Annotated in this window: 17 protein-coding genes; 3 read left to right on the top strand and 14 right to left on the bottom strand. The window is 72.8% G+C overall.

Annotation, left to right across the window (positions count from 1 at the left end):
- Positions 1 to 135: 135 nt before the first annotated feature.
- Complete coding sequence (locus tag OG861_RS02710; RefSeq protein ID WP_329200898.1) at positions 136 to 711, top strand: helix-turn-helix domain-containing protein; 576 nt, start codon at positions 136 to 138, stop codon at positions 709 to 711.
- A 324-nt stretch (positions 712 to 1,035) separates the two neighbouring features.
- Positions 1,036 to 2,457 (top strand): nucleobase:cation symporter-2 family protein, encoded by a 1,422-nt coding sequence (locus tag OG861_RS02715; protein ID WP_329200896.1) that lies wholly within the window; start codon positions 1,036 to 1,038, stop codon positions 2,455 to 2,457.
- Between the two features lie 81 nt (positions 2,458 to 2,538).
- Here OG861_RS02715 and OG861_RS02720 read toward each other — a convergent pair whose 3' ends face one another.
- The 8 genes from OG861_RS02720 to OG861_RS02755 all read right to left on the bottom strand — a co-directional run bounded on the left by OG861_RS02720 (position 2,539) and on the right by OG861_RS02755 (position 8,664).
- Positions 2,539 to 3,261, bottom strand: a complete 723-nt coding sequence (locus tag OG861_RS02720; RefSeq protein WP_329200894.1) for a helix-turn-helix transcriptional regulator — start codon at positions 3,259 to 3,261, stop codon at positions 2,539 to 2,541.
- A 156-nt stretch (positions 3,262 to 3,417) separates the two neighbouring features.
- On the bottom strand, positions 3,418 to 3,681 hold the full coding sequence (locus OG861_RS02725) for a hypothetical protein (RefSeq protein WP_329200892.1): 264 nt from the start codon (positions 3,679 to 3,681) through the stop codon (positions 3,418 to 3,420).
- A gap of 120 nt (positions 3,682 to 3,801) precedes the next feature.
- On the bottom strand, positions 3,802 to 4,581 hold the full coding sequence (locus OG861_RS02730; protein WP_330261134.1) for a hypothetical protein: 780 nt from the start codon (positions 4,579 to 4,581) through the stop codon (positions 3,802 to 3,804).
- Positions 4,581 to 5,855, bottom strand: coding sequence for a VWA domain-containing protein (locus OG861_RS02735; protein ID WP_329200888.1), 1,275 nt, complete (start codon positions 5,853 to 5,855; stop codon positions 4,581 to 4,583). Before OG861_RS02735 ends, OG861_RS02730 begins: the two co-directional genes overlap by 1 nt.
- A gap of 53 nt (positions 5,856 to 5,908) precedes the next feature.
- A complete protein-coding gene (locus OG861_RS02740) occupies positions 5,909 to 6,301 on the bottom strand; it encodes a GntR family transcriptional regulator (protein WP_330261135.1) in 393 nt (130 codons plus the stop codon).
- Positions 6,302 to 6,339: 38 nt separating this feature from the next.
- A complete protein-coding gene (locus OG861_RS02745) occupies positions 6,340 to 7,332 on the bottom strand; it encodes an ABC transporter permease (RefSeq protein WP_330261136.1) in 993 nt (330 codons plus the stop codon).
- The gene (locus OG861_RS02750; protein ID WP_330261949.1) at positions 7,329 to 8,267 is read right to left on the bottom strand and encodes an ABC transporter ATP-binding protein; all 939 of its coding nucleotides are present in this window, start codon (positions 8,265 to 8,267) and stop codon (positions 7,329 to 7,331) included. Before OG861_RS02750 ends, OG861_RS02745 begins: the two co-directional genes overlap by 4 nt.
- 157 nt (positions 8,268 to 8,424) lie before the next feature.
- Positions 8,425 to 8,664 carry a chaplin gene (locus OG861_RS02755; protein ID WP_330261137.1) on the bottom strand — a complete coding sequence of 80 codons (240 nt, stop codon included), beginning with the start codon at positions 8,662 to 8,664 and terminating at the stop codon, positions 8,425 to 8,427.
- Between the two features lie 269 nt (positions 8,665 to 8,933).
- Between OG861_RS02755 and OG861_RS02760 the strand changes: the two genes are divergently transcribed.
- Positions 8,934 to 9,707: a 3-hydroxybutyrate dehydrogenase gene (locus OG861_RS02760; protein WP_329200880.1), complete on the top strand. Its 774-nt coding sequence runs from the start codon at positions 8,934 to 8,936 to the stop codon at positions 9,705 to 9,707.
- 110 nt (positions 9,708 to 9,817) lie between these two features.
- On the opposite strand, the gene hypE is transcribed toward OG861_RS02760, so the two are convergent.
- From hypE to hypA, 6 genes are read right to left on the bottom strand one after another with little or no spacing between them, the layout of a single operon-like run.
- A complete protein-coding gene (hypE, locus tag OG861_RS02765) occupies positions 9,818 to 10,918 on the bottom strand; it encodes a hydrogenase expression/formation protein HypE (RefSeq protein WP_443064450.1) in 1,101 nt (366 codons plus the stop codon).
- A complete protein-coding gene (gene hypD, locus OG861_RS02770; protein WP_329200879.1) occupies positions 10,911 to 12,080 on the bottom strand; it encodes a hydrogenase formation protein HypD in 1,170 nt (389 codons plus the stop codon). Before hypD ends, hypE begins: the two co-directional genes overlap by 8 nt.
- Positions 12,077 to 12,457 carry a HypC/HybG/HupF family hydrogenase formation chaperone gene (locus tag OG861_RS02775; RefSeq protein WP_330261138.1) on the bottom strand — a complete coding sequence of 127 codons (381 nt, stop codon included), beginning with the start codon at positions 12,455 to 12,457 and terminating at the stop codon, positions 12,077 to 12,079. Before OG861_RS02775 ends, hypD begins: the two co-directional genes overlap by 4 nt.
- Positions 12,426 to 14,813 carry a carbamoyltransferase HypF gene (gene hypF, locus OG861_RS02780; protein WP_330261139.1) on the bottom strand — a complete coding sequence of 796 codons (2,388 nt, stop codon included), beginning with the start codon at positions 14,811 to 14,813 and terminating at the stop codon, positions 12,426 to 12,428. Before hypF ends, OG861_RS02775 begins: the two co-directional genes overlap by 32 nt.
- Entirely contained in the window at positions 14,813 to 15,628 is an 816-nt protein-coding gene (gene hypB / locus OG861_RS02785; protein ID WP_330261140.1) for a hydrogenase nickel incorporation protein HypB, read from the bottom strand. Before hypB ends, hypF begins: the two co-directional genes overlap by 1 nt.
- Before the next feature lie 3 nt (positions 15,629 to 15,631).
- Positions 15,632 to 16,045 (bottom strand): hydrogenase maturation nickel metallochaperone HypA, encoded by a 414-nt coding sequence (gene hypA, locus OG861_RS02790; RefSeq protein ID WP_330261141.1) that lies wholly within the window; start codon positions 16,043 to 16,045, stop codon positions 15,632 to 15,634.
- Between the last annotated feature and the right edge of the window lie 93 nt (positions 16,046 to 16,138).

Raw genomic sequence — 16,138 nt, forward strand, 5'->3', positions numbered from 1 at the left:
TGTGAAACTTTCTTTGATTACACCAACTGGGTTAGAAGGTAGCGGCGGAGTGTTGCGGCACTGTGACGGCCGTGCGAAGCCCCCTCGGGCTTGCGAGAGGATGATCCGCAGAGCGGACCGGAACCGAGGAGTCACGTGAGAGACGAAGCGCCCGCAGCGGCCGCACCACGGATCGGCGCGGGCATCCGCCGCCGACGCAGGAGCCTCGACCTCACCCTGGCGGAGGTGGCCGCCGCGACCGGGCTCTCCTCCCCGTTCCTCAGCCAGGTCGAGAACGACCGGGCCCGCCCCAGCATGCGCTCGCTCCAGCTCATCGCGGACGCCCTGCAGACGACCGCCGTCCAGCTGATGGCCGCCGCCGGAGCCCCGCGCCGGGTGGACGTCGTGCGCGCCGACGCCGACCCCGGACTGGACCCGGCGGCCCGGGTGCGTCCGCTGGTACGCGGCCACCACCAGATGCACGCACTGGAGTTCACCGGGGACCACGACGCGGACCGGGCGTTCGAGCACCGCAACGACGAGCTGATGTACGTCGCCGACGGCTCCGTGGAGGTCGAGGCGGACGGCCGCACACACCACCTGGGCCGGGGCGACACCCTTTACCTCTCGGGCGGCGTCCGCCACCGCTGGCGCGCCCTCGAACAGGGCACGCGCGTGCTGCTCGTCGCCGTGGCCGACCACATCGAGGCCGCCCCGGACCCCCGCGCCTGACCCGGCCCGACCCGCCGGGGCCCGGCCCGCCCGCACCGCCCCCGCACGCGCCACTCCGGTTACTCGCGAGGAAAGCCCAGATGTGGCTATGGTGAGCGCCCTCGGTCCAAAACTCCTTCGGATCGCAAGGAGAAGCGCGTCTTCGCGCGCTGATCGAAGGGCAACCTGCCAATCCAGGGCCCATGTTCCAGTGCGGAGCGACGTGGTGTCGGCAACACCGCCCGGCGTCGGCCCGGTACGAGCCGGCTTGCCCTCGCCCCGACATCCACGGGGCTGGAGGGCGGCGGTCTTCTCATTCACCTACCTCGCGAAGGCAAGGCAGAGATGGCACGAGCCACCCGACAGTCCTCCCGGCACCAGCAGACGCATCCCGTCGACGAGTTGCTGCCGTTCCCCCGACTCGCCCTGTACGGCTTCCAGCACGTCCTCGCCTTCTACGCGGCGGCCGTCATCGTTCCCGTCCTCCTCGGCGGCGCCCTCGGGCTCACCCGCCCAGAACTCGTCCACCTCATCAACGCGGACCTTCTGACCTGCGGGATCGCCACGATCATCCAGGCGCTCGGGATCTGGAAGATAGGCGCCCGGCTGCCGCTGGTCCAGGGCGTCACCTTCACCGCCGTCTCCCCCATGATCGCCATCGGCCTCGGGGCGGGCGGCGGCACCGCCGGACTGCTCGTCGTGTACGGCGCGGTGATCACCGCGGGCATCGCCACCTTCCTGTTCGCGCCCGTGTTCAGCAAGCTGGTCCCGTACTTCCCTCCCGTCGTCATCGGTACGATCCTCACGATCATCGGCATCACCCTCATCCCGGTGGCCCTCCAGGACGCGGCCGGCGGGGCGCGCCTGATCGGCACCCCCGCCTACGGCGAGCCGAGGAACCTCGCGTACGCCCTGGGCACCCTGCTCTTCATCCTGGCCGTGGCCCGGGTCGGCAAGCCGTTCCTGAGCAGCGTCGCCGTGCTGCTCGGCCTGGTCGGCGGTACCGCCGTCGCCTGGGTGCTGGGGGACGCCGACTTCTCGGCGGTGGGCGACACCGACTGGTTCGGGGTCACCACCCCGTTCCACTACGGCATGCCGCGCTTCGAACCGCTGCCGATGATCGCCATGCTCGTCGTCATGCTGATCACGATGGTGGAGACCACCGGCGACGTGTACGCCATCGGCGAGATCACCCGCAAGCGGGTCGACACCGACACGGTCGCCAGGGCGCTGCGGGCCGACGGCGCCGCGACGCTGCTCGGCGGGATCCTCAACTCGTTCCCGTACGTGGCGTTCGCCGAGAACATCGGCCTGGTGCGCATGTCCAAGGTGATGAGCCGGTACGTGGTCGTCGCGGCCGGGGTGTTCATGGTCGCGCTGGGGCTGCTTCCCAAGGCGGGCAGCCTGGTCGCCTCGATCCCGAATCCGGTTCTGGGCGGGGCCGCGCTCTCCATGTTCGGCATGGTGGCGGCGGTCGGCATCCAGATCCTGGGAAAGGTCGACCTGCGCGAGGAGCGCAACGCCCTGATCCTGGCGGTCAGTCTGGGCGCCGCGCTGCTGCCGACCACCGTGGCGCCGTTCTTCGCGCGGATGCCGGACGACGTCAGGGCCGTGCTCGACAGCGGCATCACGCTGGGCGCGTTGACGGCGATTTCCCTGAACCTGCTCTTCAACGTCTTCACCAGCCGCTCCACGATGGAGATCGCCTGGGACGAAGCGGAGGACGAGGTGCCGCTCCAGCCGCGTTACGCGCCGGGCGCCGGCTGACCCCCTGTCCGGGCGATCCTCGGGCCCCGCGGCCGAAGGGCCGGGAGGGACCCGTGGGTCCGTCCCGGCCCGCTCGGCGGCTCAGCGGCCGCCGAGCGGGAACGGCGGCGCCTCGCCCGCCTCGCCGAGCAACTCCCAGAAGTGGTCGACGAGCCGGCGCAGGTACGCGGACCGCTCGGCGGCGATCTCCTTGAGCCGGGCGTCGTCGTTGCGGGCCACGAGGTGGCCCATGTACCGCTCGGCGAAGTCCGAGAACTCGGCGTGCATCGTGCGGAGCGCGTCCCCCACGCTCGTCGCGTCGACCACGACGATTTCCGCCACCGGCCCCACGTAGGCCTTCCATCGGCCCTCGACGGCCGTGCGGAGCAGACCGGCCAGTTCGCCTTCCCGGCCCATGAGCCCGGTCAGCGCGCGCAGTGACAGGCCCAGCGCTTCCACCAGCGCTCGGGTCTGCCAGGTGTCCCCGTGCCAGGTCCGTCCGGCCTCCGCCGCGCGGTACTCGTCCGGGTCCATGCCTATGCGGTGGCCCAGCCGTTCGACCGTCAGCTGGCGGGCGAGGCGGAACTCGGCGAGGGTGCGCGGCGTGACGCCCATCAGCGTCGTGGTGTCGCACCACAGGGCGTTGGCGAGAGCGAAGAGCTGCTGGTCGGTCGGCGCGTAGGAGCCGACTTCCCAAGCGGCGACCAGTTCGGGGTGGACGGGGGTGCCGCAGGCCGCCATCGACCGGGCGACCTGCGCGGGCGTCAGGCCCACGCGTTCGCGTGCGGAGCGGGCCTCGGCGGGGGAGAACGGAGTGCTGTACACGTACAAGACACCTCGCAACGCCTCGAAGCGCGGAGCGTCCGAGGGGAGACGGATCGGTGGATGAACATCCAGGAGCGGGCACACTAACATGCGTTTCCGCTGGTATTACCGGCCGTACCCCTTGGAAATGAAGGTGTGATCCGTGCTCCGGTCGGTTCAGGTGCCGATGGTGTCCCGTACGCCGTCCAGTGCCTCTTCGAGGGTCGGTGCGATCAGCTCGTGGCCGGTGAACCCGTCGTCCGTACCGGGATCCACGGTCCAACCCCACCCGGAGGAGTCGTCGCCGTCGATGGTGGCGGTGTGCTCGCCGCTGGTCACCGTGATGGTCAGGTTCCCGGCCGGAAGGGTGGTCACAGCGGCGTGCGCCTCCTCGCCCAGGATCCGGCGGACGGCGTCACGGGCGGTCTCTGCGGTGGTCATGTGCGGGCCTCCTCGCAGGCGGCGGGTACCGGTACCCCTCCAGTACACCCCGCGCCGACCGGCGCCGCGTGCGGGCGCGGGAGGGGCGGCCACGGCATGGTGCCGCGGCCGCCCCGGCCGTCAGCCGCGGGGCGCGGGCCGGCCCGAGCCGCGGGTGAGGCGGTACCCGGCGATGCCGGCGAGGCCGCCGAGCAGTCCCCCGGCCGCGGTCCAGATCCACCGGTCGGACCACCAGCCCCCGGCCCAGCCGTCCTCCGGCTGCGTGCCGGCCGCGGTCGGCCGCGCCGCGGTGATGCCGGGGACCAGCGGCGCGGCCAGGGCGCCGTCCACGGCGTATGCGCCGCCCAGGTCCTTCGCGTCGGCCTTCACCTGCGCCCGTACGGGCTGGCCGAGGTCCTCCTGCGCCAGGTCGGTGACCGTCAGGCGCAGGTAGTACGTGCCGGGCAGCGGGTCGTCGGACCACGTGTCGGCTCCGGTACGGACCGGGCGCAGCGTGCAGGACAGTTCCAGCGTGGCGCTCTCCTTGGGTGCCGGGGCCGCCTGGACCCCGTACATGCAGGGCTGGCGGCGGCGCAGCCCGTCGTAGACGTCGATCCGCCACGTGGAGGTGGCGTGCCGGGAGGCGGACGGCGGCAGCGCCACCTTGGCCCGGACCGTGCTCCGCTGCCCCGCGTCGAGCGGGAAGGACCAGTAGAGGTAGTCACCCGTGGAGGCGTCGGCGGTGGCCTCCTGGCCGAGCTTGACCGGTGTGGCGGTACGGAAGGCGGTACCCGCCTCGGTCGGTCCGCCGGCGGAACCGCTGGGCTTGGGCGAGGGGCTGTCGGCCAGGGCGGTGCCCGCCGGACCGAGCAGGGCGGCGCCGGTCAGCAGGGCGGCGGCCAGTACGCGTACGGCAGGCATCAGTTGGTCCTCCAGACCGAGATACGCCAGCGGGAGATCCAGCCCCAGACCAGACCGGCGACGAGGCCGGCGAGGACCAGCACGCCGAGCAGCCACCAGCCCCGGCCGAGACCGAAGGCAGCCGCGTCGGACGCGTGGCCCGGGCCGTCGACCAGGTCGATCGTCAGCTCCAGCGGCATGCCCGGGGTGGTCTTCACCGACGCGGGAGCCGAGAAGGAGTTGCTGACCTGGAGGCAGACGGTCTCGGACGCCGTTTCGGCGTTGCCGTCCGCGTCGTCGAGGACGGCCTTCGGGTAGCGCAGGCCCGTGGAGATCAGGTCGGTGCGTCCGTCGCCCGCCTCGGAGCCGCGGACGATCTCCCGCCCGTGCACGGTCGACGCGCGCAGCATCACGCCGTAGTCGTTGTTGACGGCGCGGTCCGCGGCGAGGCTGACCGAGGCGCGCAGTTCCTGGCCGGGCTTGACGTCGACCTTGTACCAGCGGTGCTCGCCGAAGGTCTCGCGGTCACTGTAGAGGCCCGCGCCCAGCTTCGGCGCGTTCCGGCACTCCTTGGCGCCTTGGGCGGCGACCGGGGTGACGACCGGAGCGGCCGCGCGGTCCACGAGTTGCCGTACGCGACCGGAGAGTTCGTCCTTGTGCTGTACGGAGGTGTAGGTGCCGCCGGTGGCCTCGGCGATGCAGACGAGCTGGTCGCGCGTCTTGGCGTCCGGGACGAGGCCGAGGGTGTCGATGGTCAGGTGGATGCCCTGGGCGGCGATGTCCCGGGCCACTTCGCACGGGTCGAGCGGGGCGCAGGTGTCCTCGCCGTCGGTGATGAGCACGATCCGCCGGGTGGCGTCACCGCCCTTGAGGTCGTCGGCTGCTCCCAGCAGGGCCGGGCCGATCGGCGTCCAGCCGGTGGGGGCAAGGGTGGCCACCGCCGTCTTCGCCTCGGTCCGGTTGAGGGGGCCGACGGGGTAGAGCGCCTTGGTGTCCTTGCAGCCGACGTTGCGGTCGTCGCCCGGGTAGGTGGCGCCCAGGGTCCTTATGCCGAGCCGTACTTCGTCGGGCACGGCGTCGAGCACCTCGTTGAACGCCTGCTTCGCCGCGGACATCCGGGACTGGCCGTCGATGTCGGTGGCCCGCATGGAACCGCTGACGTCCAGGACCAGTTCGACCTTGGGGGGTTCCTTGGATACGGGTTCGCCGGCGGAGGCGGTCGCCGGGAGGAGCCCGACGACCAGTGTGGCCAGCAGGCCACAGGCCCCGGCCGCCACCCATTTTCTTGTGATCATCGCCGGATCGTATTGAGGATGGTCCGCCAAACCAAAACGCCCGGGCAGGAGTCCTACGGGGTGTTCGCCGGGAAGGCCTCGGCGAGGACGCTGTCGAACAGGGCGATCACGTCGGGCGCGCCGAGGCCCTCTTCGCGCGCTTCCCGCATCCAGGCGGTGAGGCCGCCGCGCAGCCGTGACTCCTGCTGCGCCGCGGCCGGTCGGGGGGCGTGCGTGACGAACGTACCGGCGCCCTGGCGGACTTCGACCAGGCCGGCGCGTTCCAGTTCGCGGTAGGCCTTGAGGGTGGTGTTGGGGTTGACCTTGGTGGCCGCGGCGACCTGCGCGGCGGTGGGCAGCTTGTCGCCCTCGGTCAATGCGCCCATCCGCAGGGCCAGTTCCACCTGCCGGACGATCTGCAGGTAGGCGGGCAGCCCGCCGCGCCGTTCGATGTGGAATACGACCATGGTGCCCGCCTCCTTCTTGCCGTGTGGTGGTTCGTAGCCTATGGCGTGAGCGGGGCGCGGCGCAGACGCCAGAGGAACAGGGCGATGAGGACCGCGCTCGCCGCCACCAGCACCGCGGCGGCCGTCCACTCCAGGCCCATCCGCTGGTCGTCGCCGAAGTACTCCCAGACCGAGTTGACGATGCCCAGGCGCGCCCGGCAGGCGTCGGGGGAGGCGTCGTGGACGCAGGTGCCCCATCCGTAGAGCTTCCCGGAAGCGGTGCCCACCCACTGGTCGACCTGCACCACGTGGTCGAGCGCGGCCGGCACGTCGGTGCCGAACGGGAAGGAGATCCTGCGGGGCGTCGCCAGGTCGTCCTTGAACACGTCACCCGCGACCATGGCCGCCCACGAGGCCAGGAGGGTCAGGACGATCGCGCTCACCGCGCGGCGGGTCAGCGCCCCGATGAGGAGGCCGAGGGAGGAGGTGAAGAGCGCGGTCGCCACCAGGACCGGGGCCGAAGCATCGAAAGCGGCGTCGTGCAGCCAGTCGGTACCCGCGAAGGGGCCGATGGAGTCGCGCCACCAGCCGAAGAGCAGGCCCAGCGGCAGGGTCGTGACGGTGACGAGGGTCAGCGCGAAGCCGGCTTTCGCCAGGAGCCACCTGTCCCGGGGCACGGACTGGGTGGTGACCAGACGCGCGGTGCCGTGCTCCAGGTCGGGGGCGATGAGCGCGGCCCCCAGGCACGCCCCCAGCAGGGCGGGCAGCGAGGCAAGGGTGCTCGCCGCGGAGTCGAAGCGGTTGGTGACCCGGTTCAGGAGATCACCGTCGAGGGAGTCGGCGGATCCGGCGGGCCAGCCGGCACCGTGCAGGGTGTCGAGCATCGCGCCTCGCTGGTACAGGATCCAGGCGGCGCCGAGGACGGTCACGGCCAGGCAGGCGAGCAGGGCGGTCCGGTGCTGGCGCACCATCAGCCAGAGCAGCCCGCGGGGCCCGCGGCGCCGGACGTCCCGGCTGTCCCGGACGGCCTCGGTGTGGGTGGGCGTGGTCATGCCGCGTGGTCCTCTCGGTGTGCGGGCGCCGCCGTCGGGGCGATCAGCGCGGGGGCGCGGGGCGAGCGGAGGTAGCCGAGGAGCACCTCCTCCATACCGGGCTCGGTGAGCTGCCATTCCTCGTCCAGCGGCCCTTGGCGCAGCACGAGGGCGGTGAACTGCCGGCCGGCGGTGCGGGTCTCGATGACGGTGTGGGCGCCGAGCGCGTCGGGAAGGGCGCCCTCCGGGGTGATCAGGCCGGTGACCAGCGTGTGCATGGGCACGAGTTCGTCGGTTTCACCGGCCATGCGGACGCGTCCGGCATCGAGGACGAGCAGGAAGTCGCACATCTGCTCCAGCTCGCCGAGGAGGTGCGAGGACATCAGGACGGTCGTGCCGTGTTCGGCGGCCTCGGACATCAGCAGTGCGCCCATCTCGTCCCGGGCGACGGGGTCCAGGTCGGCCATCGGCTCGTCGAGCAGGAGCAGTTCGGGCCGCTTGCCGAAAGCGAGCGCGAAGGCGACGCGGGTTCGCTGGCCCCCCGACAGCTCGCCGACGCGGGCGTCCGGCGGGACCTGCCCCGCCCGCACGATCCGTTCGGCGACGGCCCGGTCCCAGCCGGGGTTGAGCTCCTCACCCATGCGCAGCGTCTGGGCGACCGTGAAGCGTTTGAACAGCGGCTTGTCCTGGGCCAGGTAGGCCCAGCGGGGCATCGCGGCGGGCTCGCCGGCCGGCGCCCCGAAGATCCGCAGTTCCCCGGCCGAAGGCTGGGTGAGACGGGTCGCCAGGCTCAGCAGCGTGCTCTTGCCCGCCCCGTTGGGTCCCACGAGGGCGCAGATGCGACCGGCGGGGATCCGGAACGAGCAGTCGCGCAGCGCCCACCCCCGGCGGTACTTCTTCCCCAGCCCGTGCGCTTCGAGCGCCCACCGGGCGCCGGCGGAACCGGGAACGGTCATCTCCCCCACGCCTCTCCCCCTCCATGATTCCATTAAATGATTAATGGAATCATGGAGGGGGACGCCGGGCCTGTCAAACGACCACCGTCAAACGGGCCCGTCCCCCCGCCGCCGGAGCGGCGGGGGGACGGGCCCGTGGGTCAGGGCGTGCCGAGGGTCAGTCGTTGACGCAGACGGTGCCGCCCGCCGGGTTCAGCGCACCGATGATGTTGATCGAGTTGCCGCAGACGTTGATCGGGATGTGGATCGGGATCTGGACCACGTTGCCGGAGAGCACTCCCGGCGAACCGACGGCGATACCCTCCGCATTGGCGTCGGCAGAGGCCACCGAGGCTCCGCCCACCACCAGGGCACCGGCGGCAAGAGCCATCGCGACACTCTTCAGAACACGCGACACGAGGTGTCTCCTTCAGATGCATCCAGCGACCCGCGAGGTGCGCGTCGCACGGCCCGGTTCAGGTCCGCACTCCTTCATTCGTCTGCTGCCGGGTCCCGGCTTTACTCATGGAGCCGCTTTCCCGCGAAGGGATGAGCCCGACCGGCGCAGCCTCAAACACGCGTCCGGATCCTTCCGCCACGGATGGCGGTGTGCGCCACAGCGGCCCCGGTGGCTGTGTGGCCGTACGCCATGGGCGCCGCCCGGCGCCGCGCCTACTGTGTGCAGCCATGACGAGCACACATCCCGCCCCCTCCGCCGCCGGTCTGCGCGGGCGGGTGGCCCTGGTGACCGGCGGCGGCAGCGGCATCGGGCGGGCCTGCGCCCTCGCCCTGGCCGCGGCCGGCGCGACCGTACACGTGGTGGACATCGCCGAGGAGGCCGCGAAGACCGTGGCGGCGTCGATCGGCGGCCGGGCGCACGCCGTGGACCTCGCGGACGCCGCGGCGATCGGCGCCCTGCCCCGCGCGGTGGACGTCCTGGTCAACAGTGCGGGGCTCCAGCACGTCGCCCCGATCACGGAGTTCGCCCCGGAGCGCTTCGCCCTCATCCAGCAGGTCATGGTGACGGCGCCGTTCCTGCTGCTGCGCCACGTACTGCCGCACATGTACGCGGGCGGCTGGGGCCGGGTCGTCAACATCTCCAGCGTGCACGGGCTGCGCGCCAGCGCCTACAAATCGGCCTACGTGGCCGCGAAGCACGCTCTGGAGGGGCTGAGCAAGGTCGCCGCGCTGGAGGGCGCCGCGTACGGCGTCACCAGCAACTGCGTGAGCCCGGGCTATGTCCGCACTCCCCTGGTGGAAGGACAGATCCAGGACCAGGCACTGGCCCACGGGGTCAGCGCCGAGGACGTGCTGAGCGAGGTGCTGCTCGCCCGGTCCCCCGTCAAACGGCTCATCGAGCCGGAAGAGGTGGCCTCGGCGGCACTCATGCTGTGCGGGCCGCACTCCGGCTCCATCACGGGCACCTCCTTGGTCATCGACGGCGGCTGGACCGCCCGCTGACGACCTGTCGAGGCGTCCTCCGCGACGCGGGGACCGACCTCACCACTTGCAGCTGATCAGCCCGACGGGCGGCCCCGGTTCCCCGGGGCCGCCCGGACGGCCGTTCCGGCTCAGCAGATGCGCGGCAGCTGTTCGCCGATCGGCAGGTCCACCACACGGGTGCCGCCCAGGCCCGTGCGGGCGACGACGAGGCCCTGGTGGCTCTCCACCGCCTCGCCGATCACCGCCGCGCGGCGGCCCAGGGGATGCGCGCGCATCGCCTCCAGCACGGCGTCGGCGTGCTCGCGGGGCACGAACGCGACCAGCTTGCCCTCGTTGGCCACGTACAGGGGGTCGAGGCCGAGGATCGCGCAGGCGTTGGCGACCGCGTCCGGGACCGGGACGGCGCCCTCCCGGATGACGACGCCCGTGCCCGAGGCGGCGGCGATCTCGTTCAGGGCGGCCGCCATACCGCCGCGGGTGGGGTCCCGCAGGACGTGCAGGTCCGGGGTGACCGCGAGCATGGCGTCCACGAGGCCGCCGAGCGGAGCGCAGTCGCTCTCGACGTCCACGCCGAACTCCAGGCCCTCGCGCACGCTCATGATGGCCACGCCGTGCAGTCCGATCTCACCGCTGACGATCACCACGTCGCCGGGGACCACCCGCTGCGGGCGCAGGTCGACGCCGTCCGGGATCAGCCCGATCCCGGCCGTGTTGACGTAGATGCCGTCTCCGTGGCCGGCCTCGACCACCTTCGTGTCGCCGGTCGCCACCTCCACCCCGGCCGCGCGCGCCGCGTCGCCGAGGGCCCGGGCCACCGCGGCCACCACCGACATCTCGACGCCTTCTTCGAGGATGAAGCCGCACGACAGGTAGGCGGCGCGGGCTCCGCTCATCGCCAGGTCGTTGACCGTGCCGTTGACGGCGAGGTCGCCGATGCTGCCGCCGGGGAAGAACAGCGGCCGCACGACGTAGGAGTCGGTGGAGAAGGCGAGTCGGACCCCGCCGAGCGAGAGCGCGGCCGAGTCGCCGAGCTGGGCCAGCGCCTCGCCCCCGTAGGCTGGCGCGAAGAGGTGCTGGACCAGTTCGGCGGAGAGCGCCCCGCCACCGCCGTGCCCCATCACCACACGGGGGCGGTCCCGCAGCGGGGCCGGGCAGGTCCAGCCGGTGACGTCCGGGGCCGTTGCCGACTGCGCGGGCAGCGCGCTCTCGGGCAGTGTGGTGTCAGGCAACGGGGCTCGCCTCCAGCGGTGCGGTGCTCGCGTGCGGGCCCGCCGGCGCGGGTGGCGCCGTCCGGGCCGGGGTGAGTTCCAGGCGCCGGTAGAGGTAGTACGCGGCGCAGGCGCCCTCGCTGGAGACCATGGTGGCTCCGAGCGGGGTGCGCGGCGTGCAGGTGGTGCCGAAGGCCTCGCACTCGTGCGGCTTGAGGAGGCCCTGGAGGACCTCGCCGCTACGGCACTCGGCCGGCTCCCGGGTGGTGATGCCGGTGACCGCGAAGCGGTGCTCGGCGTCGAACTCCCGGTAGCGCGCGGACAGCCGCCAGCCGCTGTCGGGGATGACGCCGATCCCGCGCCAGGCCCGGTCGGTGACCTCGAAGACGTCCTCCAGCATGGCGAGCGCGGCCGGGTTGCCCTCCGGGCGCACGGCACGCGCGTAGGCGTTGTCCACGGTGTGCTCGCCGCGTTCCAGCTGCCGGACGGCGCGGCGTACGCCTTCCAGGATGTCGAGCGGTTCGAAGCCCGTGACCACGATCGGCACCCGGTGGCGGGCGGCCAGTTCGGGGTACTCCCCCGTGCCCATCACGCTGCACACGTGCCCGGCGGCGAGGAAGCCCTGGACCCGGCAGCTCGGCGAGCGCATGATCGCCTCGATCGCCGGGGGCACCCGGACGTGGGAGACCAGCAGGCTAAAGTTGGGGATGCCGAGCCTCTTCGCCTGGTACACCGTCATCGCGTTCGGCGGAGCGGTGGTCTCGAAGCCGATGCCGAAGAAGACGACCTCGCGCCCCGGGTTCTGCCGCGCGACCTTCAAGGCGTCGAGCGGGGAGTAGACGACCCGTACGTCACCGCCCTCGCTGCGGACCTGGAACAGGTCCCGGCCCGTCCCCGGGACGCGGAGCATGTCGCCGAAGGAGCAGAAGATCACATCGGGGCGGGAGGCGATCTCCAGCGCCTTGTCGATGACCTCCAGGGGCGTCACGCACACCGGACAGCCCGGGCCGTGGATCAACTCCACTTGTTCCGGCAGTAGTTGATCGATGCCGTGCCGGATGATGGTGTGGGTCTGGCCGCCGCAGACCTCCATCAGCGCCCATGGCCGGGTGACCGTGGCGTGGATGTCGTCCAGGAGCCTGCGGGCGAGGTCGGGGTCCTGGAACTCTTCGATGTACTTCACTGCCGCGCCTCCTGCGCTACGTGCCCTGTGGCCGGGCCCTCGGACCGGCCCCCGTCCCCGGCCCCTTCGTCGGTCAGGGCGGCTTCCTCGAAGGGCCAGCGGGCTCCGCCCGCCTGCGCCGCCTGCTCCCAGGGGTCGCCGAACTCCTCCTGGAGCATTCCGAGCTCGTTGAACAGCTCCAGCGTCTGGCGGGCGGATTCCTCGTCCAGGCGCTGGAGGGCGAAGCCGACGTGGACGATCGCGTACTCGCCCACCTGGAGGTCCGGCAGGTACTCCAGGCACACCTCCTTGACCACGCCGCCGAAGTCGACGGTGGCCATGCGGGTGCCGTTCTCCTCCGCGATCTCAAGCACTCTGCCGGGTACCGCCAGGCACATGGGCTTCTCCTCGCTGTGGGTGTTCCGTGGTGTGGTGCCGGGCCGCGGCCACCATGAGCTGGCCGAGTGCGAGCCCCCCGTCGCCCGGCGGGACCAGGCGGTGGCGCAGTACGGTGAAGCCCTCCTCGCGCAGCCTTGCGGCGCAGGCCGAGGCCAGCAGGGTGTTGCCGAAGACCCCTCCGGTGAGGGCGACGGTGTCCAGGCCGTGACGTTCGCGTGCTGCCGCACAGACCGTGGTGACGAGGGAGGCGACCGCGGTGTGGAAGCGGGCCGCGATCACCCGCGGTTCGGTACCCGCCCTCAGGTCGGCGACGACGGCCCTCAGCACGGGGGCCGGGTCGGCGAGGAGCGGGGCGTCCTCGGCGGGCCGCGCCGGCCCCAGGGTGAAGGCGTAGCCGGGCTCCGCCCCGGGGGCGGTCAGCGCCGCGGCCTCCAGCTTGATCGCGGCCTGGGCCTCGTAGCCCGCGTGGTGGCAGATGCCCGCCAGCGAGGACACGGCGTCGAAGAGCCGGCCCATGCTGGAGGTGGGGGCGCAGTTGAGGTCGCGGCTCAACTGGACCCGCAGCAAGCGTAGTTCGTCCGCCGGGCAGGCTTCGACGCACGGCAGGTCGCGGGTCCAGTCGATGCCGGCCGCGCGCAGGTGGGAGAGCGCCATGCGGTACGGGCGCCGTACGGCGGCGTCACCGCCGGGCAGGGGCACGTAGGCCAGGTGCGCGAAGCGCGTGTAGCCGGCGTAGTCGGCGAGGAGGAACTCGCCGCCCCACACGGCGCCGTCGTCGCCGTAGCCGGTGCCGTCGAACGCCACGCCGATGACCCGCCTGCTTCCGGTCAGGCCGTGTTCGGCCATCGCGGAGGCGACGTGCGCGTGGTGGTGCTGGACGCGGAGCAGCGGCCGGGAGCCCGCGTTGCGGGCGGCCCATCGTCCGGAGCGGTAGCCGGGGTGCCGGTCGGCGGCGAGCAGGGCGGGGGTGACCCCGGTGAGGGCCCCCAGTTGTCCGGCCGCGCGCTCGAAGGCGTACTGCGTGGCGAGGTCGTCCATGTCCCCGATGTGGGCGGACGGCCAGGCCCGGCGCCCTTCACCGAGGCAGAAGGTGTTCTTGAGGTCCCCTCCTACGGCCAGCGTCGCCGGTACCGGCACGGGGAGCCCGAGGGGCAGCGGTGCATAGCCGCGCGAGCGCCGCAGGATCAGCGGTTCACCGTCACAGACGCGCACCACGGAGTCGTCGCAGGGCACGTGGATCGGGCGGTCGTGCGTGAGCCAGGCGTCGGCCAGCGCACCCAGCCGCTCCAGGGCTTCGGCGTCGTCGGTGACGATGGGTTCGCCCGAGAGGTTGCCGCTGGTCATGACGAGCAGGCAGGGGCCGGGAGGATCGCCGGGCAGGCCGAGCAGCAGGTGGTGCACGGGCGTGTACGGGAGCATCACGCCGAGGTCGGGGCTGCCCGGGGCGACGCCTTCGGCGACCACCGGGTCGCCTGCGGCCGCGGGCCGGCGGCGCAACAGCACGATGGGGCGCAGCGCCCCGGTGAGCAGGGCGCGCTCCTCGGGGCCGGTGGCGACGAGGTCCCCGAGGTCGGCGAGGACGCGGACCATGAGGGCGAACGGCTTGTTGCCGCGGGCCTTGCGGCTGCGCAGGGTGGCCACGGCCGTCTCGTTGGCGGCGTCGCAGGCGAGGTGGTAGCCGCCGAGGCCCTTGACCGCGAGGACCGCGCCGTCGGCCAGGAGCCGGCGGGCCGCCTGCACCGGGTCCGTGTCCGGCACCTCGCGCGGCGGTGTCCCGGCCAGCAGTCGCAGCCGGGGTCCGCAGGCGGGGCAGGCCACGGGCTGGGCGTGGAAGCGGCGGTCGACGGGGTCGCCGTACTCGCGCGCGCAGTCCGGGCACATCGGGAAGGACGCCATGGTGGTGTGGGCCCGGTCGTACGGCAGCCCGGTGACGATGGTGAAGCGGGGACCGCAGTGGGTGCAGGTGATGAACGGGTGGCGGTGGCGCCGGTCGGCGGGGTCGGCCAGCTCGGCGAGGCAGTCGTCGCATGTGGCGACGTCCGGGGAGACCAGCGTACGGGCGGGCCCGCCGCTCCTCGAGGCGATGATGGTGAAACCCGCGCCGCCCGCCAGGGGGACCTCGCAGTGGTCGACGGCGTCGATGAGCGCGAGGGGCGGGGCGTCGCTCGCGAGGCGGTCGCAGAACTCGGTGACCGCCGCCCGGGCGCCTTCGACCTCCGCGACCACGCCGTCGGGGGTGTTGGTGACGTGTCCGGTCAGGCCGAGCGCGGTGGCGCGGCCGTAGACGTACGGGCGGAAGCCGACGCCCTGGACCACGCCCCGCACCGTGACCCGGCGGCGCTCGACGGCCTCCATCAGCGGGCCCGCACCACGGGAGGGTGCGCGCGGGCGTGGCCGGCGTCGTGGTCGTGGTCGTGATCGTGGCCGGGGCCGTGATCGTGATCATGGCTGTGGCTGTGGCCGTGGCCGGGGTGTCCCTGGTCCCGTGCGGCCATCACCGGCGTGTGCACCGGGTCGCCGTCGGCGACGGCGAGCGCCCGCCCCAGCAGGGTGCCGAGGCCCTCACCCGTGCGGGCGGAGGTGAGCACCACCTCCACACCGGGGTTGACCTGCTGGACGTTGGCCCGGAAGGCGGCCTCGTCGAATCCGACGGCCTCGGCGATGTCGGTCTTGGTGACCACCACCAGGTGGGCGAGCCCGAAGGCGGTCGGGTACTTGAGCGGCTTGTCCTCGCCCTCGGTGACGGAGGCCAGGGCGACCCTCAGGGACTCCCCGAGGTCGTAGGAGGCCGGGCACACCAGGTTGCCGACGTTCTCCACGAAGAGCAGCCGGGTGTCCTCGGGCAGCCACCCGTCCAGGTGCCGGCCCAGCATCGCGGCCTCCAGGTGGCACAGCCCGTCGGTGAGGACCTGCTTCACGGGGACGCCGGAACGGCCCAGGCGCAGTGCGTCGTTCTCGGTGGCGAGGTCGGCGGTGAGGGCGGCGACGCTCACGCCGCGCTCGCGGGCGAGGCCGAGCTCGCGCTCGAGCAGGGCCGTCTTCCCGCTGCCGGGGCTGGAGAGCAGGTTGACGACGGTCGTGCCGCGCGCGGTGAGTGCGAGGCGCAGGGTCTGCGCGGCCGCCTCGTTCTTGGCCAGTACCGCCTGTTGCAGGTCGACCACTCGGCACATGGTTCAGCGCTCCTCGGGGATCGGTTGGCGGGTGTGCGCGGGGGCGTGGCCCGGGGCGTCCCGCGGTTCGTCGTCCCAGGTGACGTCGAGGATCCGCAGCTCGCGCCCCGAGACCAGTTCGGTGCCGGTGGCGCCGCCGCAGGCGGGACAGCACAGGTCGGGTGGCATGCCGACGGCCCAGTCACCCCTACAGGAGGTGCAGCGGGCGCGGGCCGGGACCGCTTCGGCCGTGAGGGCGGCGCCTTCCAGAACCGTCCCGGCGCAGGCCAGTTCGAAGCAGAAGGCGAGGGCGTCGGGGACCACTCCGGCCAGTTCCCCCACCTGGAGCCGCACGGCGCTCACCGTGTGCGCGCCGGCGGCTGCGGCCGCTTCCTCCACCTGGCTCACCACGGCCATGGCGATCGACATCTCGTGCATCGGGCTCCGTTCTGCCGGGCCCCATTAGAGCGGCAGGGCGGCGGCGGAGCGGTCGGGCACGCCGTCGCCCGTCCGCCCCGTACGCCATTCGGG

The organism is Streptomyces sp. NBC_00539 (assembly GCF_036346105.1).
Classification (GTDB): Bacteria; Actinomycetota; Actinomycetes; order Streptomycetales; family Streptomycetaceae; genus Streptomyces.

What these genes read in the sequence shown, in the direction of transcription:
- hypB (WP_330261140.1), bottom strand. Translation starts at nt 15,628, where the DNA reads ATGTGCCGAGTGGTCGACCTGCAACAGGCGGTACTGGCCAAGAACGAG.
- OG861_RS02750 (WP_330261949.1), bottom strand. Translation starts at nt 8,267, where the DNA reads ATGACCGTTCCCGGTTCCGCCGGCGCCCGGTGGGCGCTCGAAGCGCAC.
- OG861_RS02740 (WP_330261135.1), bottom strand. Translation starts at nt 6,301, where the DNA reads ATGGTCGTATTCCACATCGAACGGCGCGGCGGGCTGCCCGCCTACCTG.
- OG861_RS02760 (WP_329200880.1), top strand. Translation starts at nt 8,934, where the DNA reads ATGACGAGCACACATCCCGCCCCCTCCGCCGCCGGTCTGCGCGGGCGG.
- OG861_RS02775 (WP_330261138.1), bottom strand. Translation starts at nt 12,457, where the DNA reads ATGTGCCTGGCGGTACCCGGCAGAGTGCTTGAGATCGCGGAGGAGAAC.
- OG861_RS02725 (WP_329200892.1), bottom strand. Translation starts at nt 3,681, where the DNA reads ATGACCACCGCAGAGACCGCCCGTGACGCCGTCCGCCGGATCCTGGGC.
- hypA (WP_330261141.1), bottom strand. Translation starts at nt 16,045, where the DNA reads ATGCACGAGATGTCGATCGCCATGGCCGTGGTGAGCCAGGTGGAGGAA.
- OG861_RS02715 (WP_329200896.1), top strand. Translation starts at nt 1,036, where the DNA reads ATGGCACGAGCCACCCGACAGTCCTCCCGGCACCAGCAGACGCATCCC.
- OG861_RS02745 (WP_330261136.1), bottom strand. Translation starts at nt 7,332, where the DNA reads ATGACCACGCCCACCCACACCGAGGCCGTCCGGGACAGCCGGGACGTC.
- hypF (WP_330261139.1), bottom strand. Translation starts at nt 14,813, where the DNA reads ATGGAGGCCGTCGAGCGCCGCCGGGTCACGGTGCGGGGCGTGGTCCAG.
- OG861_RS02735 (WP_329200888.1), bottom strand. Translation starts at nt 5,855, where the DNA reads ATGATCACAAGAAAATGGGTGGCGGCCGGGGCCTGTGGCCTGCTGGCC.
- OG861_RS02730 (WP_330261134.1), bottom strand. Translation starts at nt 4,581, where the DNA reads ATGCCTGCCGTACGCGTACTGGCCGCCGCCCTGCTGACCGGCGCCGCC.